This is a genomic window from Azospirillum sp. UENF 112521 (genome assembly GCF_058780665.1).
The window spans coordinates 64,864-81,792 of sequence record NZ_JBSNCI010000005.1; the positions used below are offsets into that span (position 1 = coordinate 64,864).

Here is a 16,929-nt window from a genome sequence, read left to right on the forward strand (position 1 = left end):
TTCAGTCCGCGCCCTTCTCCCGCACGACATAGGTGTAGAAGCGGATCGACCCGTCGGGCTCCGTCTCGCGGTACAGGCCCTGGATCTCGTTGTCGAAGCCGGGGAAGCGGTTGGCGCCCTCCTGGAAGACCTGGAGATATTCGATCATCGGCCGGGCGTGGTCGTCCAGCCGCTCGCCCGGAACGATGGTGGCGATGCCCGGCGGGTAGACGACCCACAGGGTGGTGGCGATCCGCCCGGCGATGCGGTCGATGGGCAGGTAATCCACGTCGTTGCGCACCAGATGCCGCACCGCTTCGCGCGGCGGCATGACCATGGCGGGCAGATGGTCGGGGCGGAACATGCGGCGCTGCAGGTCGTTGGTGCCGCGCTCGCGGTAATAGGCGTGCATCTCCGCGCACAGGTCGCGCAGCCGACGGCCGGTGTAGCGGGCCGGGCGGCGGGCGACGAATTCCGGGATCACGTCCTCCAGCAGCGCATTGTCGTCGTGCAGCCGCTTGAACGCCACCAGGGCGCTCAGCAGCGTGCCGGCCTTGCTCGATTCCACACCGGGCGTCAGCAGGAAGAGGATCGAGTTCAGGTCGTTCTTCTCCGGAACGATGCGGTTCTCGCGCAGATACTGCGCCACCACCGGAGCCGGGATGCCGTGGTCCTCATAGGCCCCGGTGCGGCGGTCGAAGCCGGGGGTGAGCAGGGTCAGCTTGTTGGGGTCGGTCATCGCATAGCCGGCCGCCACATGGCGGAAACCGTGCCAGTCGGCACCCGGCACGAATTCCCAATGCCGCACGTCGGACGCCAGCGCGTCGGTCGGCACATCCTCCCAGGCCGAGGTGGTGCCGCCGACCTCCACCCGGTCGGGCACGAAGGGGTCGAAGAACCAGCGGCGCGCCGGATCGCTCTCGCGCTCGTCGAATTCGCGGCGGATGGCGCGCAGCTTCTTGCGCAGCTCGATGCCGAGCCGGATCGTGTCGTCCCACAGCACCTCGCCGGACTTACCCTTCATCATCTGCGCGCCGACATCGAGCGAGGCGAACAGCGGATAGAAGGGCGAGGTCGAGGCGTGCAGCAGGAAGGTCTCGTTGAAGCGGCGATGCTCCACCCGGCGGCGTTGGCCCTTGATATGGCTGTCCTTCACATGGATTTGCGAGGCCTGGGAGAAGCTGGCCAGCTGCTTGTGGGTGGACTGGGTGGCGATGATGCCGGGGTGGCCGTCATGCAGGCTGTCCAGCCCCATGGCGAAGCGGCCCTTGAACAGCGGATGGAACTTCAGGAAGCCGGCCCACGCCTCGTCGAAGAGGATGTAGTCGCAGAGATGGCCGATCTTCGCCAGGATGGTCTCGGCACTGTAGATGGTGCCGTCGTAGCTGCATTGCTGGATCACCGCGGCGCGGAACGGCCGCTCGCGCTTCCAGGCGTCCTGGTCCTTGACCAGGGGATTCTTGCGGATCTTCTCGCGGATGCGTTCCTCGTCCAGCGCCTCGTGGTCGATGGGACCGATCAGGCCGTAGGGGTTGCGGTCGGTCTCCAGGAAGATCGGGATGCCGCCGCCGAGGAACAACCCGCCATGGTGGGCGGCCTTGTGGTTGTTGCGGTCGAACAGGACGAGGTCGTCCTCCGCCACCAGAGCCGACAGCACGATCTTGTTGGAGGCGGACGTGCCGTTCAGCACGAAATAGGTGCGCTCGGCCCCGAAGATTTTGGCGGCTTCCTTCTGCGCCTTCAGCGCCGGTCCCTCATGGACCAGCAGGTCGCCCATCTCCAGCACCGAGTTGTCGATGTCGTCGCGGAACACCGCTTCGCCCAGATGCTCGACGAAGATGCGGCCGATGGGACTGCGGCTGTAGAAGATGCCGCCATTATGGCCGGGGCAGGTCCACAGCTGGTTGCCTTCCTCGGCATAATCGACCAGCTCGCCGAAGAAGGGGGTCTTCAGCGTCTCGGCATACTGCTTCAGGCGGGAAACGAGGTTCTTGGCGATGAACTCCGGCGTTTCCTCGGCCAGGAAGACATAGCCGTCGACTTGGTTCAGCACATCGACCGGGATGTTCTCCAGCCGCTGGCGGCGGACCAGCAGGATGATCGGCATCTCCAGACCGCGCTTGCGCGCCAGCGCGATCAGCGAGGCCGGCTTGCCCTCCAGCCCGCGCTTGCCCCAATCGACGATCATGCAGCCGATGGCGGCATCGGTGCGGATCGCCAGCTCGGCATCCTCGACGCGGCGCGTCCGCACAACCTCGAAGCCGATGCGCTCGACCTCGGCGACGATCTGCTGCACGCGCACGCCTTCCAGCTCGTCGGCGTCGAAGGCCGGGGCGCAGACGAGGAAGGAGAAGCGTCGAAAGAAATCCATGGGGGAACTCCGGGGGAGGGAAAGCTGTCAGTCGCCGGCCTGGACGGTGCCGCCGCGATGGTCGTCGGGCAGCGCGCCGTCGGCAGGGCCGAGCGCGCGCTGGAGGAAGACGCTGTCGGTCCAGCGGCCGAACTTGAAGCCGACCGAGCGCAGAATGCCGGCCTGCTCGAAGCCGCAGGATTCATGCAGGCGCAGCGACGGGGCGTTGGCGCTATCGACGACGGCGACCATCTGGCGGCAGCCGGCGACGGTGCAGGCGTCGACCAGCGCCGACAAAAGGCGGCGGCCGATGCCGAGGCCCTGGAAATCCTTGTGGACGTAGATCGAGTGTTCGACCGTGTAGCGGTAGGCCGGGCGCTTGCGGAAGGGGGCCGCATAGGCGTAGCCGGCGATGGCGCCGTTCAGCTCGGCCACCAGATGCGGCAGGCGGCGCTTCAACATCGCCTTGCGCCGGCGCTTCAGCTCTTCCGGATGCAGCGGCTCGATGTCGAAGGGGCCGAGCCCGTGCTGGATGTGGTAGCCGTAGATCTCCAGCATGGCCGGCACGTCCGCCTCGGTTGAGGGACGGACGACGGGAACCTGCGAGTCGGACCGCATCGGGCCGACGGCGGCCTCGCGCGCGGGGAAATGGCTGGCGATATCGCAGGCGTCCATGTCGTGGGCGCCGGCGGCGGTCTCGGTCCTCACGGTCATGCCTCTGTCGAATGATGACGCCCCGCGCGTTCTTGCCGCAAACGCGCGACAGGGTGATGACGGTTTCAAGACGGTCTTGTTGCAGTTGCTCCAGGCGCCCAAGGACGAGGTTGCGCCGCACGTCGGCCGGCGTATCCTGCCCGCCGGCCGGCACCCAGCCGGCGAAGAGGCAATGGAAGGTTCGCCGGGCATGGCAGTTCCAATCAAGCTCGATACCGGGACCGACCTGATCTGCGGCTATTTCCTCACCACCGATGCACCGCCGGTGCCGGTGTCCTTCGAGGAGATCGACACGGCGCAGCGGCGCAGCGGCGGCGTGCTGTGGCTGCACTTCAACCTCGCCTCGGCGCGGGCGCGCGACTGGCTGGACCGCAAGAGCGGGCTCGACGAGTTCGCCCGCGAGATTCTGCTGGACGCCAACGACGACCGGACGCGGCTGGAGCCGTTCGATGACGGCTTCCTCGCCGTGCTGAGCGACATGCATTACGACTTCAATTTCGAGCCGTCGGACATCGGCACCCTGCGCCTGTTCATGGATGAGCACCGCATCGTCAGCTGCCGGCGGCATCCGCTGAAGGCCATCGACCGGCTGCGCAAATCCCTGCACGACCAGGGCCGTTATGGCAGCACCGCCGCCCTGATGGCCGAGCTGATCGACATGCTGGCCGACACGCTGGGCGAGGTGGTGACGCGCGCCGAAGCCGATCTGGACAAGGTGGAGGACACCGTCCTTGCCGAACGCTACCAGCTCGCCCGCAAAAGGCTCGGCCAGCTGCGCCAGCTGATCGTCCGGCTCCGCCGCCATGTCTCGCCGCAGCGTGCAGCGCTGGGCCGGCTCGCCACCGGCAGCGTGCCCTGGATCGACGACGACGACCGCGCGCGCCTCGGCCATTCGGTCGAGAAGTTCGGCGGCGTCCTCTACGACATCGAGGCATTGCAGGACCGCGCCAAGGTCTTGCAGGACGAGCTTCTGGCCCGCGTCGCCGACCAGCAGAACCACAGCCTGCATGTGCTGGCGGTGGTGACCGTGATCTTCGCGCCGATGACGCTGATCTCCGGCATCTTCGGCATGAACGTCGCGGGGGTGCCGGGGGTCGGCGGCATTGAGGACCACGTCTCGCCGCATGCCTTCTGGTGGGTGATGCTGTCGATCCTGCTGTCCGGCCTCGCCATGCTGTTCTTCCTGCGCCCGCGCAAGTGAAACCGTGGCCTTGCCCGCATGCGGCCTTCATTTCCTATTGTGCAAAGCGGCAATCGGCTTTGAAAATCCAGCATTGCATGGGAAAATGAGGGTTATTCGATTCGAGCAGTGACAGGAGCGAGAAGGATGGGGCAGCAGAGCGCAGGGCGGTTGGTCGTCGGGATCACCGACCACATGATTCCGCCCCCCGATCTGGAGGCCGCCGTGCTGGATGGCTTGGCGGAGGTCGATTTCCTCGACTGCCGGCGGGAAGAGGATCTCGACCCGGAGCGCCTCGCCCGCCTGGATGCCCTGCTGGTGTGGAGCACGCGCATCGGCCCGGCAACCGTCGAGCGGTTGAAGCGTTGCCGGATCGTCGTGCGGTTCGGCGTCGGCTATGACCGGGTCGATGTCGCGGCGCTGGAGGCCGCCGGGATTCCCTTCTGCAACAACCCCGATTACGGGACGGAGGAGGTCGCCGACCATGCGGTCGCCATGATCCTGTCGCTTCAGCGCCGGCTGTGGGAGCATGACGCCCGTGCCCGCGCCTATACGACGACGTGGCAGGCGAACACCTTGACCCCGCTGCACCGGTCCGATGCCGCGACGGTCGGGGTGGTCGGGGTCGGGCGGATCGGCACCGCGGTGGTGAACCGGTTGAAGGGCTTCGGCCACCGCATCCTGGGCTATGACCCGTTCCAGCCAGCTGGGCACGAGAAGGCTGTCGGCTATCGCCGCGTCCGCCGGCTGGAGGAGCTGCTGGCCGAGTCCGACATCGTCACCTTCCACTGCCCGCTGAACGGAGAGACGCGCGGCCTGCTGAACGAGGCCACCCTGACGGCGATGAAGCCGGGCGCCATCCTGGTCAACACCGCGCGCGGCGAGCTGTTCGCCGGGCTGGACCCACTGGAGGCGGCCCTGCGCAGCGGCCGGCTCGCCGCCGTCGGGACCGACGTGCTGCCGGTCGAGCCGCCGGCCCCCCATCCGTTGCTGGATGCGTGGCGGGCGCGGGAGGATTGGCTCGCCGGGCGGCTGGTGGTGACGCCGCACAACGCCTTCCACTCCGACCAGGCGGCGGTCGAGATGCGGCGCAACGCGGCGGAGACGGCGCGGCTGTTCCTTGAAGACGGCGTCTTGCGGAACCGCATCACCGCTTGAGCGGATGGGGCGGAACTCCGCCCCGTTCAGCCCTCCAGCAGGGCAGCCACATCCAGCCCGAGCCCGCCGCCGATGCCGTGCAGTGCCGCGACGGTGTCGGGGTCGAGCGCGATGCCGCGGTCCATCGCGGCCATGCGGTGCAGGGCCTCCGGCTCGCCGGGGATGCTGACGCCGTCGCTGCCGGGGGCGACGGGCGTGTCGGCGACATGGTCGAGCACGGCGTCGGTCAGGGTCTGCCATTCCGGCCCGGCCACCCGGTTGGGGTCGATGACGAAGGCCAGCGCGTTGTTGACCACCCGTCCCGGCCGCAGGTTTTCCGGCAAGGCGGGCAGGCCGCCGGCCAGGGCGCCCGCCAGGATTTCGCAGGCCAGCGCCAGGCCGTAGCCCTTGTGGCCGCCGAAGGGCAGGATGGCGCCGGTCGGTTCGGTGAACATCACGGCCGGATCGCGCGTCGGTCGTCCGTCGGGATCCAGCAGCAGGCCGTCCTCCACCTCCTTGCCCAGCGAGGCGGCGACCCGGCATTTGTTGGCGGCGATGGCGCTGGTGGCGAAATCGAGCAGGAAGGGCGCATAGCCCGGCGTGCCGGGAACGGCGATGCAGACCGGATTGGTGCCCAGCCGCGGCCGGCCGCCGCCATGGGGCGCCGCCAGCGGCCGGCTGACCACATTGACGAAGAACAGGCCGATCAGCCCGGCGGCGATGCACTGCTCGCCATAGGAGCCGACGCGGCCGATATGGTGGGCGTTGCGCAATGCCAGGATGCAGGCGCCGCCGGCCTTGGCGCGTTCGATGGCGAGGTCGGTCGCCTCCTTCGCGATCACCTGCCCATAGCCGACATCGCCGTCCACCACCAGAAAGGGAGCCTCGTCGCGGACGATGCGGGCGTGGCGGTTGGGCTGGAGATGGCCAAGTTCAAGGCTGCGGGCATAGACGGCGATCTGGCGAACGCCGTGGCTGGCATGGCCGCGGGCGTCGGCCTCCACCAGATTGGCGGCGACGATGGCTGCCTCCTCCGCCGAGCTGCCGCTGCGGCGGAGAATGGCGTCGAGCGTCGCGACCAGACGGTCCGGGCGGTAGCGGACATCGCTCATCGTCCGCTGTCCTGAAAGAGCGAATAGTCGATGGGCCGGGTCCGGTCGAGCGTGCGGTGCACCGGCGGCAGCGGGTATTTCAGGCCGGTGGCGCAGTTGAACAGGACGGCGCGCTCCTCCTTGCCGACCCGGCCGTCGGCCAGGGCTTGGCGGTAGGCGGCGTAGGTCGCGGCCCCTTCCGGGCAGAGCAGGAAGCCCTCCTCGCGCGCCACCTCGTTGAGCGCCGCCTGGATGGCATCGTCGGGCACGGCGATGGCGAAACCGCCGCTTTCTCGCACGGCGCGCAGAATCAGGAAATCGCCGACCGCCTGCGGCACGCGGATGCCGGACGCGATGGTGTGGGCATCCTCCCAGCGCGGGGCGTGTTCTTCCCCCTGTTCCCAGGCGCGGACCATCGGCGCGCAGCCGGCGGCCTGGACCGCCACCATGCGCGGGCGCTTCGCGCCGATGAAGCCGATGGCCTCCAGCTCGGCGAAGGCCTTCCACATGCCGATCAGGCCGGTGCCGCCGCCGGTGGGATAGAAGATGACGTCCGGCACCTCCCAGCCCAGCTGTTCGGCAAGCTCCAGCCCCATCGTCTTCTTGCCCTCGATCCGGTAGGGCTCCTTCAGGGTGGAGACATCGAACCAGCCAACCTTGGCCTTGCCCTCGCCGACGATCTTCCCGCAATCGTCGATCAGGCCGTTGACGCGGTAGACGGTGGCGCCCTGCAGTTCGATCTCCGACACGTTCACCTCCGGCGTGTCGGCCGGGCAGAAGATGGTGGTGCGGATGCCGGCGCGGGTGGCGTAGGCCGCCAGCGCCGCCCCGGCATTGCCGTTGGTCGGCATCGCCATGTGCGCGATGCCGAAGGCCTTCGCCATCGACACCGCCATCACCAGCCCGCGCGCCTTGAAGGAGCCTGTCGGCAGCCGCCCCTCGTCCTTCACCAGCAGCTCGGCCGCGCCCAGCCGCTTCGCCAGCCGGGGCAGCGGCACCAGCGGGGTCACCGCTTCGCCCAGGCTGACGATGTCCTCGACCTTGCGGACGGGCAGAAGCTCGCGGTAGCGCCACAGGTCCTGCGGGCGTTCGGACAGCGAGCTTTTGGTCAGCGCCTGCTTCACGCCGTTCAGGTCGTAGCGGACCAGCAGCGGCTTGCCGGCGCGCGACAGGTTGTGGATTGTGTCGGCCTCGTACCGCTCGCCGGTGTAGGCGCATTCAAGGTGGGTGACGAAGGTCGGGCGCTCGACCGTCAGGTTGGAATCGAAGCGCACCGGGTTGATGTCTTGGAAAGCCATTTAGCGGACCATGCCCCATTTGCGGACCGTGTGGACTTCGATCCACCGGAAGACGACATTCTCGACCAGCAGGCCGATCAGGATGACGGTGACGAGGCCGGCGAAGACCTTGTCGATGTACAGCTCGTTGCGGTTCTGGAAGATGAACCAGCCGAGCCCGCCCTTGCCGGACGACACGCCGAACACCAGTTCCGCCGCGATCAGCGTCCGCCAGGCGAAGGCCCAGCCGACCTTGAGGCCGGTGAGGATCGCCGGGAAGGCCGCCGGGATCAGCAGCGTGACGACGTAGCGAAAGCTCCCCAACCCGTAGTTCCGCCCGGCCATCCGCAGCGTTTCCGACACCGAGGTGAAGCCGGCATGGGTGTTCAGCGCCAGTGGCCACAGCACGGCATGGACCAGCACGAAGATCAGGCTGACCTCGCCCAGCCCGAACCACAGCATGGCGATGGGCAGCAAGGCGATGGCCGGCAGCGGGTTGAACATCGAGGTCAGCGTCGACAGCAGGTCGTTGCCGATGCGGGTGGAGACGGCGACCGTGGTCAGCAACACGGCAAGGACCACCGCCACCGCATAGCCCTTCAGAAGCACCGCCAGCGAGGTCCAGGCCATCGACAGCAGATTGTCGCGGCGGATGGCGTCCCACAGCGCCGCCGCGGTGTCGGTGAAGGTCGGGAACATCAGCGGGTTGTTCTGCCAGACCGCCGCCGCCTGCCACAGCGCCGCAACCGCCGCCAGGACCAGCAGCCGGCGCAGTGCCGTGACGTTGCCGAGCCGCTCCCACGGGGACAGCGGGCGGGCGACATCGCCGATGGGGCCGGTGGCGGTGACGGTGCGCTCATATTCCGGGCGCAGCGGCGGTTCGCGCCTGCCAATGGGGGGGCTGCCGGGGGGACGGGAGCGCGGGGAAAAGGACAGGTCGGTCATGCACGGGGCCCCTTCACGCCGCTTTCGACATCCTCGGCGAACAGCATGGTGTGAATGCGGCTGGCGAGCGCTTGGAACTCGGCCCCGCCGACGGCACCATGGTCGTAGCCGTCGCAGTTCACCTCCGCCTTCACCTGTCCCGGATGGGGCGACAGCACCAGGATGCGCGAACCGACGACCAGCGCCTCCTCGATGGAATGGGTGACGAACAGCACGGTGAAGCGCAGGTCGTCCCACAGTTGCAGCAGCTCCTCCTGCATCTTGCGCCGGGTCAGCGCGTCGAGTGCCGCGAAGGGCTCGTCCATCAGCAGGATGTCCGGCTCCATCGCCATGGCGCGGGCGATGGCGACGCGCTGCTTCATGCCACCCGACAGCATGTGCGGGTGGACGTCGGCGAACTTGGTCAGGTTCACCCGGGCGATGCAGTCGAGCGCCTTCTCCTCCGCCTCCCGCCGCTTCGCCTTGCCGCTGGCGAGCAGGGGGAACATCACGTTCTGCTTGACCGTCTTCCAGGGCGGAAGCTGGTCGAATTCCTGGAAGACCATCATGCGGTCGGGGCCGGGCTTCGTCACCGTGCGGCCGTTCAGGCGGATCGCTCCCTCCACCGGCTGGAGGAAGCCGCCGACCGCTTTCAGCAGGGAGGATTTTCCGCAGCCCGACGGTCCCAGCAGGACGTAGCGTTCGGACTGGAACACCTGGAAATCGACGCGGTAGGTGGCGGTGACGAGATGCCGGCGCGTCTTGTATTGCAGGGTGACGCCGGAGACGTCGAGCAGCGGCCGTTCGGACAGGCCATCGCTGTCGATGCTCTGCGGGTAGGTAAGCGCGTTCATCGCGTCAGCTCCCGGTGCCGTCATGCAGGTCGTCGAAAAAGTAATCCTTCCACGAGGCCGGCTTGTTCTTGATCGCGCCGACCTTGTGCATGAAATCGGCGAAGGCCTCCGTCCGGTTGGGCGTGACGGTGAAGCGGATGTCGGGGTCGTTCAGCAGGCGCAGGATGTAGGCCTTGTCCAGGCTGCCCTTGTTCTGCGCCAGATAGGCGTCCGCCGCGGCGTCATGGTTGGCGTTGATCAAATCCATCGCCTCTTTCAGCGCATCGAGGAAAGCCCGGTAGGTCTTCGGGTTCTCGTCGCGGAAGGACTGCTTGCTCCAGATCAGGTTGAAGCTGTGCGGCCCGCCCAGCACGTCGTAGGAGCTGACGACCTTGTGGATCTTCGGGTCGTCCAACTGCTGGTACTGGAAGGGCGGGCTGGAGATGTGGGCGGTGATGCCGCCGCTGCCCGACAGCAGGGCCGCCGTGGCGTCGGGATGCGGCATCGACACGGTCAGCTTGTCGAGCGCGTCGAATTTGCCGGCGCCAAGCTCTTTCTCCACCGCCATTTGGAGGACACGGGCCTGCACCCCGACCTTCACCGCCGGCAGCGCGATCTTGTCCGCATCGGTGAAGTCCTTCAGCGTTTTGACCTTCGGGTTGTTGGTGGTCAGGAACAGCGGCATGTCGTTCAACGACGCGATGGCCTTGACGTTGGCGCTGCCCTTGGTGCGGTCCCAGATGGTCAGCAGCGGTCCGACCCCGGCGGACCCCAGATCGATGCTGCCGGACAGCAGCGCATCGTTCATCGCAGCACCGCCGGACAGCTGGACCCAGTCCACCGTGACGTCGAGGCCAAGAGCCTTGCCGTGCTTCTCGATCAGCTGGTTGTGGCGCAGCACATGCAGCGGCAGATAGCCCAGGCCATATTGCTCGGCGATCCGGATGCGCCCTTCGGCAGCCGCGGGCGTCGCGATGGCCGACGTCACCAGCAGCCCCATCACCGATGCGGCGACCGCCGCTAAGGCACGGCGGCTGAGGCGTCCTGACTGTCGCATGGCGATGCTCCCCCTATCTCCATAAATCTACTAGAAAATATGGGAACATGATTCTGTTGCGTGGTCAACAGTGTAGAAATTTATCGGGCTTCTCAGATAATCAGCAATTATTTAGTGTAATTTTTTGTGAAGCGTGGTTGCGTCCTGCCATCGGGCCTGCGCCCGCAGGGTTCTCCGACTGTGCGGCTTGACTCCATGGTGGACCGGCCGGTACGGGCCGTGGCAGGCTTCGGTCCGCCGGCGGCCGGCAGAATGAGCATCGACCCCGATGCCTTCCCGCCGGTCTCAAGCCGCGCAGGAAATGGGGAGACGGGCATGGATCTCGGTCAGATCATCCGCAGTCACCAGCAGGGCGATCTGACACAGGCGGAGGCGGGATACCACGCATTCCTGACGGCCATACCCGGCCATCTCCAGGCGCTCCAGATGCTGAGCCTGCTGCTGATGCAGACCCGCCGTCCCGCCGAGGCGGCTGACCATTTCCGCCAGGTGGCGGCGGCCCAGCCCGACAGCCCGGATCATTGGGCCAATTATGCCAGCCTGCTGCGCGGGGCCGGCCGGCCGGAGGATGCCGACTATGCCTGCCGGCGGGCACTGGCACTGGCGCCGGCCCATGCGGCGGGGGCCTACAATCTGGCGAATCTCCTCGCCGCCCCACCGCCGGCCGGCACCGGATCGCCCCTGGAGTCGGCCGTTTGGTACCAACGCATCCTGGCCGTGGTTCCCGATCACAAGCAGGCGCGGAACAACCTGGAGGTTCTGCGCCGCAAGGAGGCCGGCCGGCTGGAGGTCGCCGCCCGCCGTGCCGTGGCGCTCGACCCGCAGTCGGTGCGCGGACATGACGCCCTTGCCCGGCTGTACCAGTACCGCAGTGGGCTGCTCGACTGGACGCCGGGGAAGGCGATGACGCTCGATCTCGGTCTCGCGGTGAAGGCCTTCGATCATCTGCACCGGGTCCAGACGGTCCATCCCGACGAGCCGGGCAGTCTGCGCCTGTGGCTGGCGCTGGCGCTCGACCTGTTCCAGCTGGGTGCACTCGACGACCGGCGGCTTTCATGGGCGGCGCGGGCGGCGTGGCGGCGCCTGCGCGGCGATCCGAAGGATGCGTTGGCCGCCTCGATTGTGGGTTATCACGTCTATCGCCGGGGCCGCCTGACCCTTGCATCGAGGCTGCAGAGGAGATTCGCCGCGCGCTTTACGGATGCGGAACTGGACGGTGCCGGCGAACTCGGATCCTGGTCGATGCTGCGGGCGGACGATGCGTTCTTTGAACGCTTGGCTTCGCTGGACAGCGTCATCGCCCAGCTGCCGGAGATGAGCATTGTGGCGGATCTGCCGGAGGGAAACGGCACCGTCATCATGGTGAGCGGCGATGAACATTATGTCCGCCGCTTTGCGCCCGACCTTCTCCGCTCCATCGGCCAATCGAGCCCGGGGGCATCCATCGTGCTGAACGTGGTGTCGCCGACGCCTTCGCTGCTGGGGATGCTGGGCGAATGGCGGCGGCTCTATCCGCTGTCCATCGGCCTGTCGACCGAGCAGCCGGACCTGACCGGATGGTCGCACGCGCAGCGCGTCACCTATTACGCCTGCGCGCGTTTCATCCGCGTCCAGCAATGGCATCGGCATCTTGGCCGGCCGCTGATCCTGGTCGATCTGGACGCCACCACCCGGAGCGATCTACGGACGCTCGCCGGGGACATGGACGGCTTCGACCTCGGCGTCCTGCACGACCGGCGCCGGCGCGGACCGTTTCGCGAGATCGTCGTCTGCTTCGTCTATTACAACGACACGCCGCTCGCCGGGCAGTATCTGGCGACGGTGGCGGCCTATATCGGCCATTTCCTGCTGGAGGGCCGGCCGCAGTGGATGCTCGACCAGACCGCCCATCTGGCCGTGCTGGACTGGTTGAGCCGCCATCGACCGGACCTGCGCATCCACCGCTACGACTTCCAGAATTTTCCCCACTGCGCCTTCATCGGCGAGAAATAGCGTCGGCGCCTCACGCCGCAACGCTGCTCCTCAGCGCGCAGCGGGCGGCGGCGAGGTCCCAGGCGGCGCAGCCGACGCTCTTGAACAGGCGGGGCCGGTCGGTGAGGCCGGTGCCGTCCAGCGCATCGGCCAGCGACCGTCCGGTCGTCCAGTCGAAGCCGGACTGGATCAGGTCGCCGGCCTCATGCCGCGCGCCGGCCGGGTCGTCGATGAAGACGTCGCTGCCATGGATGGAGATTGGACCGTATTCGGCCATCTCGGGCTTGAAGGCACCGACACCGACCAGCAGCCGGTCAGGCCGCGGTGCTTCGTCATAGACCGGCACGAGGCTGGTCGTCAGGGTGATGACGACATCGACGGCGGGGTCCACCGCCCCGGAGGCCGGACGCAGATCGATCCCCGCCACGCCGGAGGTCCGGCAGAAGGACCGGCAGGCCTCGTCCCGCCGGCCATGCACGTCGACCCGGATCCCGGGATAGAGCGATGCCAGCGCCTCGACATGATAAGCGGCCTGCTTGCCGGTGCCGAACAGGGCGACCCGCTGCGGAGGGCGCCGGGCGAGCGTCCGGATCGCCAGCATCGACACCGCGGCGGTGCGGCGTCCGGTGACCGTCGGCCCGTCGAGGATCGCCAGCGGGGCCCCGGTGGCGCCGTCATAGGCGGCGACCACGCCATGGATGGTCGGCAGCCCGAGCGTTCCATTGCCCGGACAGACGTTGACCAGCTTGTGGATGCCGATATCGCCGGCCGTCGCCGGCATGGACAGCAGGACGCCGTTCTGCGGCAGCGGCAGGACCTGCCGTTCCGGGCTGTGAATCCGGCCGGCGGCATAGTCGCGGGCGGCATCGGCGATGGCGTCGCACAGGGGAGCGAATGGCAGGAGTTCGGCCGTTTCCGCGGGCGACAGCATGGACAGGGCGGCTGTGGTCAAGGCGGTGCTCTCCTCGCGACGGATGGGCCTTCAGGGACCGTCACGCTATATCCGCTTCGGATCATGCGCCACAAAATTTTCGTATAAGAAAAATTTCGGCCGGCTATACTCTGCCGGACGGCCGTGCGGGTTGGATCAAATCAGGAAAACACTGTGGGCGGATCATCGCGGCGAACCCGAGGGGACGGACAAGGGGCGAACGGCACCGTGGGCATCCTTGCGCCGACGCTGAAGCGCCTGCGTACCGCGGCACGGCTCACGCTTCAACAGTTGAGCGAGCGGTCCGGGGTCTCGGTATCCACTCTGTCGAAGATCGAGAACGGGCAGCTGTCGCCGACCTACGAGAAGATTGCCGCACTGGCCTCCGGCCTGGGGGTGGAGGTGGGAGAGCTGTTCGGTCAGGTTCCGAAGCCGACCCCGCTTGGCCGCCGCAGCGTCACCAGGGCCGGTGACGGTGCGGTGCACGAAACCGACCAGTACCGGTACGAGGCGGTGAACGCCGACCTGCCCGACAAGCGGTTCGTCCCGCTGGTGACCACGATCAAGGCGCGCAGCATCCAGCAATTCGGCGGGCTTTCCCGCCATGATGGCGAGGAGTTCATCTATGTGCTGGAAGGCGAAGTGACGCTTCACAGCGATTGCTACACGCCCCTGATCCTGTCCAAGGGCGATTCCTGTTATTTCGACAGCGCCATGGGGCATGCCTGCATCTCGGGCGGCGAGGGGGATGCGCGGGTTCTCTGGGTCTGCTCGCACACCTCGCTCTCCTGATCCATCGATGCCCGGCACATAAAAATACGGAGGACAGCGGAAAAGTTGCAGACCCGCGCAGGAGTCCGATGTCGTCGCCGTAACAAGGAACAGACGCGGCCATGGATGCCGCTGACCAGTTCATTTGACGGAACGGCGACGACATGGACGGGAACGCGACACGGCGTACCGACGGATTGCTGCGCCTTGCGGTCCAGCACCACAATGCCGGACAGACCGAGCGGGCGGAGCGTTTCTATCGCGAGATCCTGCGGATCGACCCGTCGCATGGCGACGCCGCCCATCTGCTGGGCCATATCGCCTTTCAGGATGGGCGGCGGACCGACGCCACCCGTCTGTTCGACACCGCGGCGCGCTCCAACGCGTTGGTCGGCTCCTACCATCTGGCATTGGGGCAGGCGCTAATGGAGGAGGGGCGGGTGACCGCGGCGCTTGCCAGCGCCCGCCGGGCTCTCGCCGTCAATCCGGACGATGCCGATGCGCTCTGCCTGCTGGGCGCCATCGCCGGGCGGCAGGCGCGGCCGGTGCCCGCCCTGCGCTGCTACCGCGCGGCGGCCCGTCTGGTGCCGGGGGCTGCCGAACCGCGGCTCGGCATGGGCCGCGCGCTGGAGGATTTGCGGCAGGCCGGTGCCGCCATCGGCTGCTACCGCTTGGCGGCGAAGTTGCGGCCACAGGATGCCGCGACCCGCGTCACCCTGGCAAACGCATTGCGCCGCTGGGGTGCGGTGGCCGAGGCCGCCGCCGCGTATCGGGAGGCCATCGGGCTGGGGGCCGACACCGGATCGGTCTGGGCCAACCTGGGTGCCGCACTTCAGGGATCGGGCCGGCTGGCCGAGGCGGAGAGCGCCTATGGCGAGGCGTTGCGGCGCCAGCCCGACCATGCCGAGACACGCAACAATCTGGGCCTGCTGCTGCACGCGCTCGGCCGTCATGCGGAGGCGCGCGACCGGTTCCGGAGCGCGCTGGTGCTCGACCCCGGCCATGTGCCGGCGCTCGTCAATCTCGGGCTGGCGGAGTCCGCGCTTGGGGACTATGGCCGTGCCGAGCGCTGGCAGCGCCGCGCCATCGCACGCGACCCCGGTCAGGCGGAGGCCTGGAACAATCTCGGCAACGCCTGCAAGGCGCAGGCGCATCAGGCGGAGGCGGAAGCCTGCTGGAAGCGGGCGCTGGCGCTCAACCCCGCCTTCGCCGATGCGCTGGGCAATCTCGGTGCCGACCTGTCCGACCGAGAGGCCTTCGTTCCGGCGACGGTGCAGGTGCGCCGCGCCATCCGGCTGATGCCCGGCCATGCGCCTTTGCATGCCGTGCTGGCCTATGCGCTGAACGGCGCCCAGAACCCCGTCGACGCCGACGCCGCCTGCCGCCGGGCACTGGCGCTGGCGCCATCGCTGGCCGACCCGCTCTGCACCCTGGGTTTGGCGGAACAGCGGCAGGGCCGCACCAATGCCGGCCGCTGGTTCGAGCGGGCGGTCGCCGCCACGCCCGGCCATGCGCTGGCCCGTTTCAACCGCGGCCTGCTATCGCTGGAGCGCGGCACGCTGAGCGCCGGCTGGGCCGACTACGCCTTCCGCTTCAAGGCCGGCCGCGTCCGCCCGGAGCGGCGCTTCACCATTCCCGAATGGATGGGCGAGCCGCTGGCCGGCAAGCGCCTGTTCGTCTGGCGCGAGCAGGGGGTGGGCGACGAGTTCCTGTTCGCCTCCTGCTATCCCGACCTGATCAAGATGGCGGGGCATGTGGTGATCGAGTGCGAGCGCCGGCTGGTGCCGCTGTTCGCCCGTTCCTTCCCGAAGGCGACCTTGCGGGCCGAACAGCCGCCCTGCGGGCTGATGGAAGCCGAGACGGTCGATTGCGACTATCACATCCCGGCGGGCTCTGTCCCCCGCCTGCTGCGGGACCGGCTGTCGGCCTTCCCGACGCGGTCCTGCTGGCTGTTCGCCGAGGGTGGCCGCGTCGCCGATTGGCGCGAGCGGCTGGACGGTGCCGGCGACGACCTGCGTGTCGGCATCAGCTGGCGCAGCCAATTGATGACCGCCGACCGCCGCAGCGCCTATCAGCCGCTGGAGTCCTGGGGCTCGATCTTCGCCGTGCCCGGCGTCACCTTCGTGAATCTGCAATATGACGAGTGCCAGCGCGAGATCTTGGCGGCGGAGCACCGGTTCGGGCAGCCGATCTATGGCTGGACCGGGCTCGACCTGCGCGACGATTTCGAAGAGACGGCGGCGCTGGTCTCGACACTCGACCTCGTCATCGCGCCGGCGAACTCGGTGGCGGAACTTGCCGGTGCGCTGGGGGTGCCGGTCTGGCGCTTCGGCCACCGCGACTGGACGCAGCTCGGCACCGCCGGCCGGCCCTGGTACCCGTCGATGCGCCTGTTCCAGCCGCTGGGCGGCCAGGGGCTGGAGCAGGCGCTTGAGCGCATCGCAGTGGAACTGCGCCGGGTGGCGGGGCGCTGATGGCTAAATCAACCGGCTACATCAACCGGGGCGGCTGATCGCCATCCTCGTCGAAGCCGCGGTCGGACGGCGGCAGGCGGAAAGCCGCGGCGAAGATGCGGTCGGCGAGACCGGGCGACGGGCGGTCTTCCGAATGGCCCAGCGCCAGTTCCATCGTCACCATCTCATCCAGCATCGCCTGCGCCTTGACCGAACGCAGAAGAAGGCGCCGCGCGTCCCTGGCCACGTCGGCAGGCCAAA

Annotated in this window: 14 protein-coding genes; 5 read left to right on the forward strand and 9 right to left on the reverse strand. The window is 68.1% G+C overall.

Annotated elements, in window-relative coordinates; genetic code table 11:
• Position 1 precedes the first annotated feature (1 nt).
• Both ACWPN8_RS25265 and ACWPN8_RS25270 read right to left on the reverse strand, forming a co-directional pair.
• A complete protein-coding gene (locus tag ACWPN8_RS25265) occupies positions 2-2,350 on the reverse strand; it encodes an Orn/Lys/Arg family decarboxylase (RefSeq protein ID WP_109447178.1) in 2,349 nt (782 codons plus the stop codon).
• A 27-nt stretch (positions 2,351-2,377) separates the two neighbouring features.
• Complete coding sequence (locus ACWPN8_RS25270; protein WP_492242721.1) at positions 2,378-3,043, reverse strand: GNAT family N-acetyltransferase; 666 nt, start codon at positions 3,041-3,043, stop codon at positions 2,378-2,380.
• Positions 3,044-3,233: 190 nt separating this feature from the next.
• On the opposite strand from ACWPN8_RS25270, the gene ACWPN8_RS25275 reads away from it, so the two are divergent.
• Both ACWPN8_RS25275 and ACWPN8_RS25280 read left to right on the forward strand, forming a co-directional pair.
• A complete protein-coding gene (locus ACWPN8_RS25275; protein ID WP_492242722.1) occupies positions 3,234-4,244 on the forward strand; it encodes a CorA family divalent cation transporter in 1,011 nt (336 codons plus the stop codon).
• A 126-nt stretch (positions 4,245-4,370) separates the two neighbouring features.
• The gene (locus ACWPN8_RS25280; RefSeq protein WP_492242723.1) at positions 4,371-5,381 is read left to right on the forward strand and encodes a C-terminal binding protein; all 1,011 of its coding nucleotides are present in this window, start codon (positions 4,371-4,373) and stop codon (positions 5,379-5,381) included.
• A 26-nt stretch (positions 5,382-5,407) separates the two neighbouring features.
• Here the strand turns inward: ACWPN8_RS25280 and ACWPN8_RS25285 are convergent, their stop codons facing one another.
• Genes ACWPN8_RS25285 through ACWPN8_RS25305 form a run of 5 tightly spaced genes read right to left on the reverse strand, consistent with a single transcriptional unit; the run spans position 5,408 to position 10,542 of the window.
• On the reverse strand, positions 5,408-6,472 hold the full coding sequence (locus ACWPN8_RS25285) for a malate/lactate/ureidoglycolate dehydrogenase (protein WP_492242724.1): 1,065 nt from the start codon (positions 6,470-6,472) through the stop codon (positions 5,408-5,410).
• Positions 6,469-7,749: a threonine synthase gene (locus ACWPN8_RS25290; protein WP_492242725.1), complete on the reverse strand. Its 1,281-nt coding sequence runs from the start codon at positions 7,747-7,749 to the stop codon at positions 6,469-6,471. Before ACWPN8_RS25290 ends, ACWPN8_RS25285 begins: the two co-directional genes overlap by 4 nt.
• Positions 7,750-8,673, reverse strand: coding sequence for an ABC transporter permease (locus ACWPN8_RS25295; RefSeq protein WP_492242726.1), 924 nt, complete (start codon positions 8,671-8,673; stop codon positions 7,750-7,752).
• Complete coding sequence (locus ACWPN8_RS25300; RefSeq protein ID WP_492242727.1) at positions 8,670-9,506, reverse strand: ABC transporter ATP-binding protein; 837 nt, start codon at positions 9,504-9,506, stop codon at positions 8,670-8,672. The genes ACWPN8_RS25295 and ACWPN8_RS25300 overlap by 4 nt, the downstream gene beginning before the upstream one ends.
• 4 nt (positions 9,507-9,510) lie before the next feature.
• Positions 9,511-10,542: an ABC transporter substrate-binding protein gene (locus ACWPN8_RS25305; protein WP_492242728.1), complete on the reverse strand. Its 1,032-nt coding sequence runs from the start codon at positions 10,540-10,542 to the stop codon at positions 9,511-9,513.
• 315 nt (positions 10,543-10,857) lie between these two features.
• Here ACWPN8_RS25305 and ACWPN8_RS25310 point away from each other — a divergent pair, with 315 nt between their 5' ends.
• Positions 10,858-12,534 (forward strand): tetratricopeptide repeat protein, encoded by a 1,677-nt coding sequence (locus ACWPN8_RS25310; protein WP_492242729.1) that lies wholly within the window; start codon positions 10,858-10,860, stop codon positions 12,532-12,534.
• Positions 12,535-12,544: 10 nt separating this feature from the next.
• On the opposite strand, the gene lhpI is transcribed toward ACWPN8_RS25310, so the two are convergent.
• Entirely contained in the window at positions 12,545-13,465 is a 921-nt protein-coding gene (lhpI, locus tag ACWPN8_RS25315; RefSeq protein ID WP_492242730.1) for a bifunctional Delta(1)-pyrroline-2-carboxylate/Delta(1)-piperideine-2-carboxylate reductase, read from the reverse strand.
• A gap of 207 nt (positions 13,466-13,672) precedes the next feature.
• Between lhpI and ACWPN8_RS25320 the strand changes: the two genes are divergently transcribed.
• Positions 13,673-14,236 carry a helix-turn-helix domain-containing protein gene (locus ACWPN8_RS25320; RefSeq protein ID WP_492242731.1) on the forward strand — a complete coding sequence of 188 codons (564 nt, stop codon included), beginning with the start codon at positions 13,673-13,675 and terminating at the stop codon, positions 14,234-14,236.
• 143 nt (positions 14,237-14,379) lie between these two features.
• Positions 14,380-16,689 (forward strand): tetratricopeptide repeat protein, encoded by a 2,310-nt coding sequence (locus ACWPN8_RS25325; protein WP_492242732.1) that lies wholly within the window; start codon positions 14,380-14,382, stop codon positions 16,687-16,689.
• Between the two features lie 16 nt (positions 16,690-16,705).
• On the opposite strand, the gene ACWPN8_RS25330 is transcribed toward ACWPN8_RS25325, so the two are convergent.
• Positions 16,706-16,915: a hypothetical protein gene (locus ACWPN8_RS25330; protein WP_492242733.1), complete on the reverse strand. Its 210-nt coding sequence runs from the start codon at positions 16,913-16,915 to the stop codon at positions 16,706-16,708.
• Between the last annotated feature and the right edge of the window lie 14 nt (positions 16,916-16,929).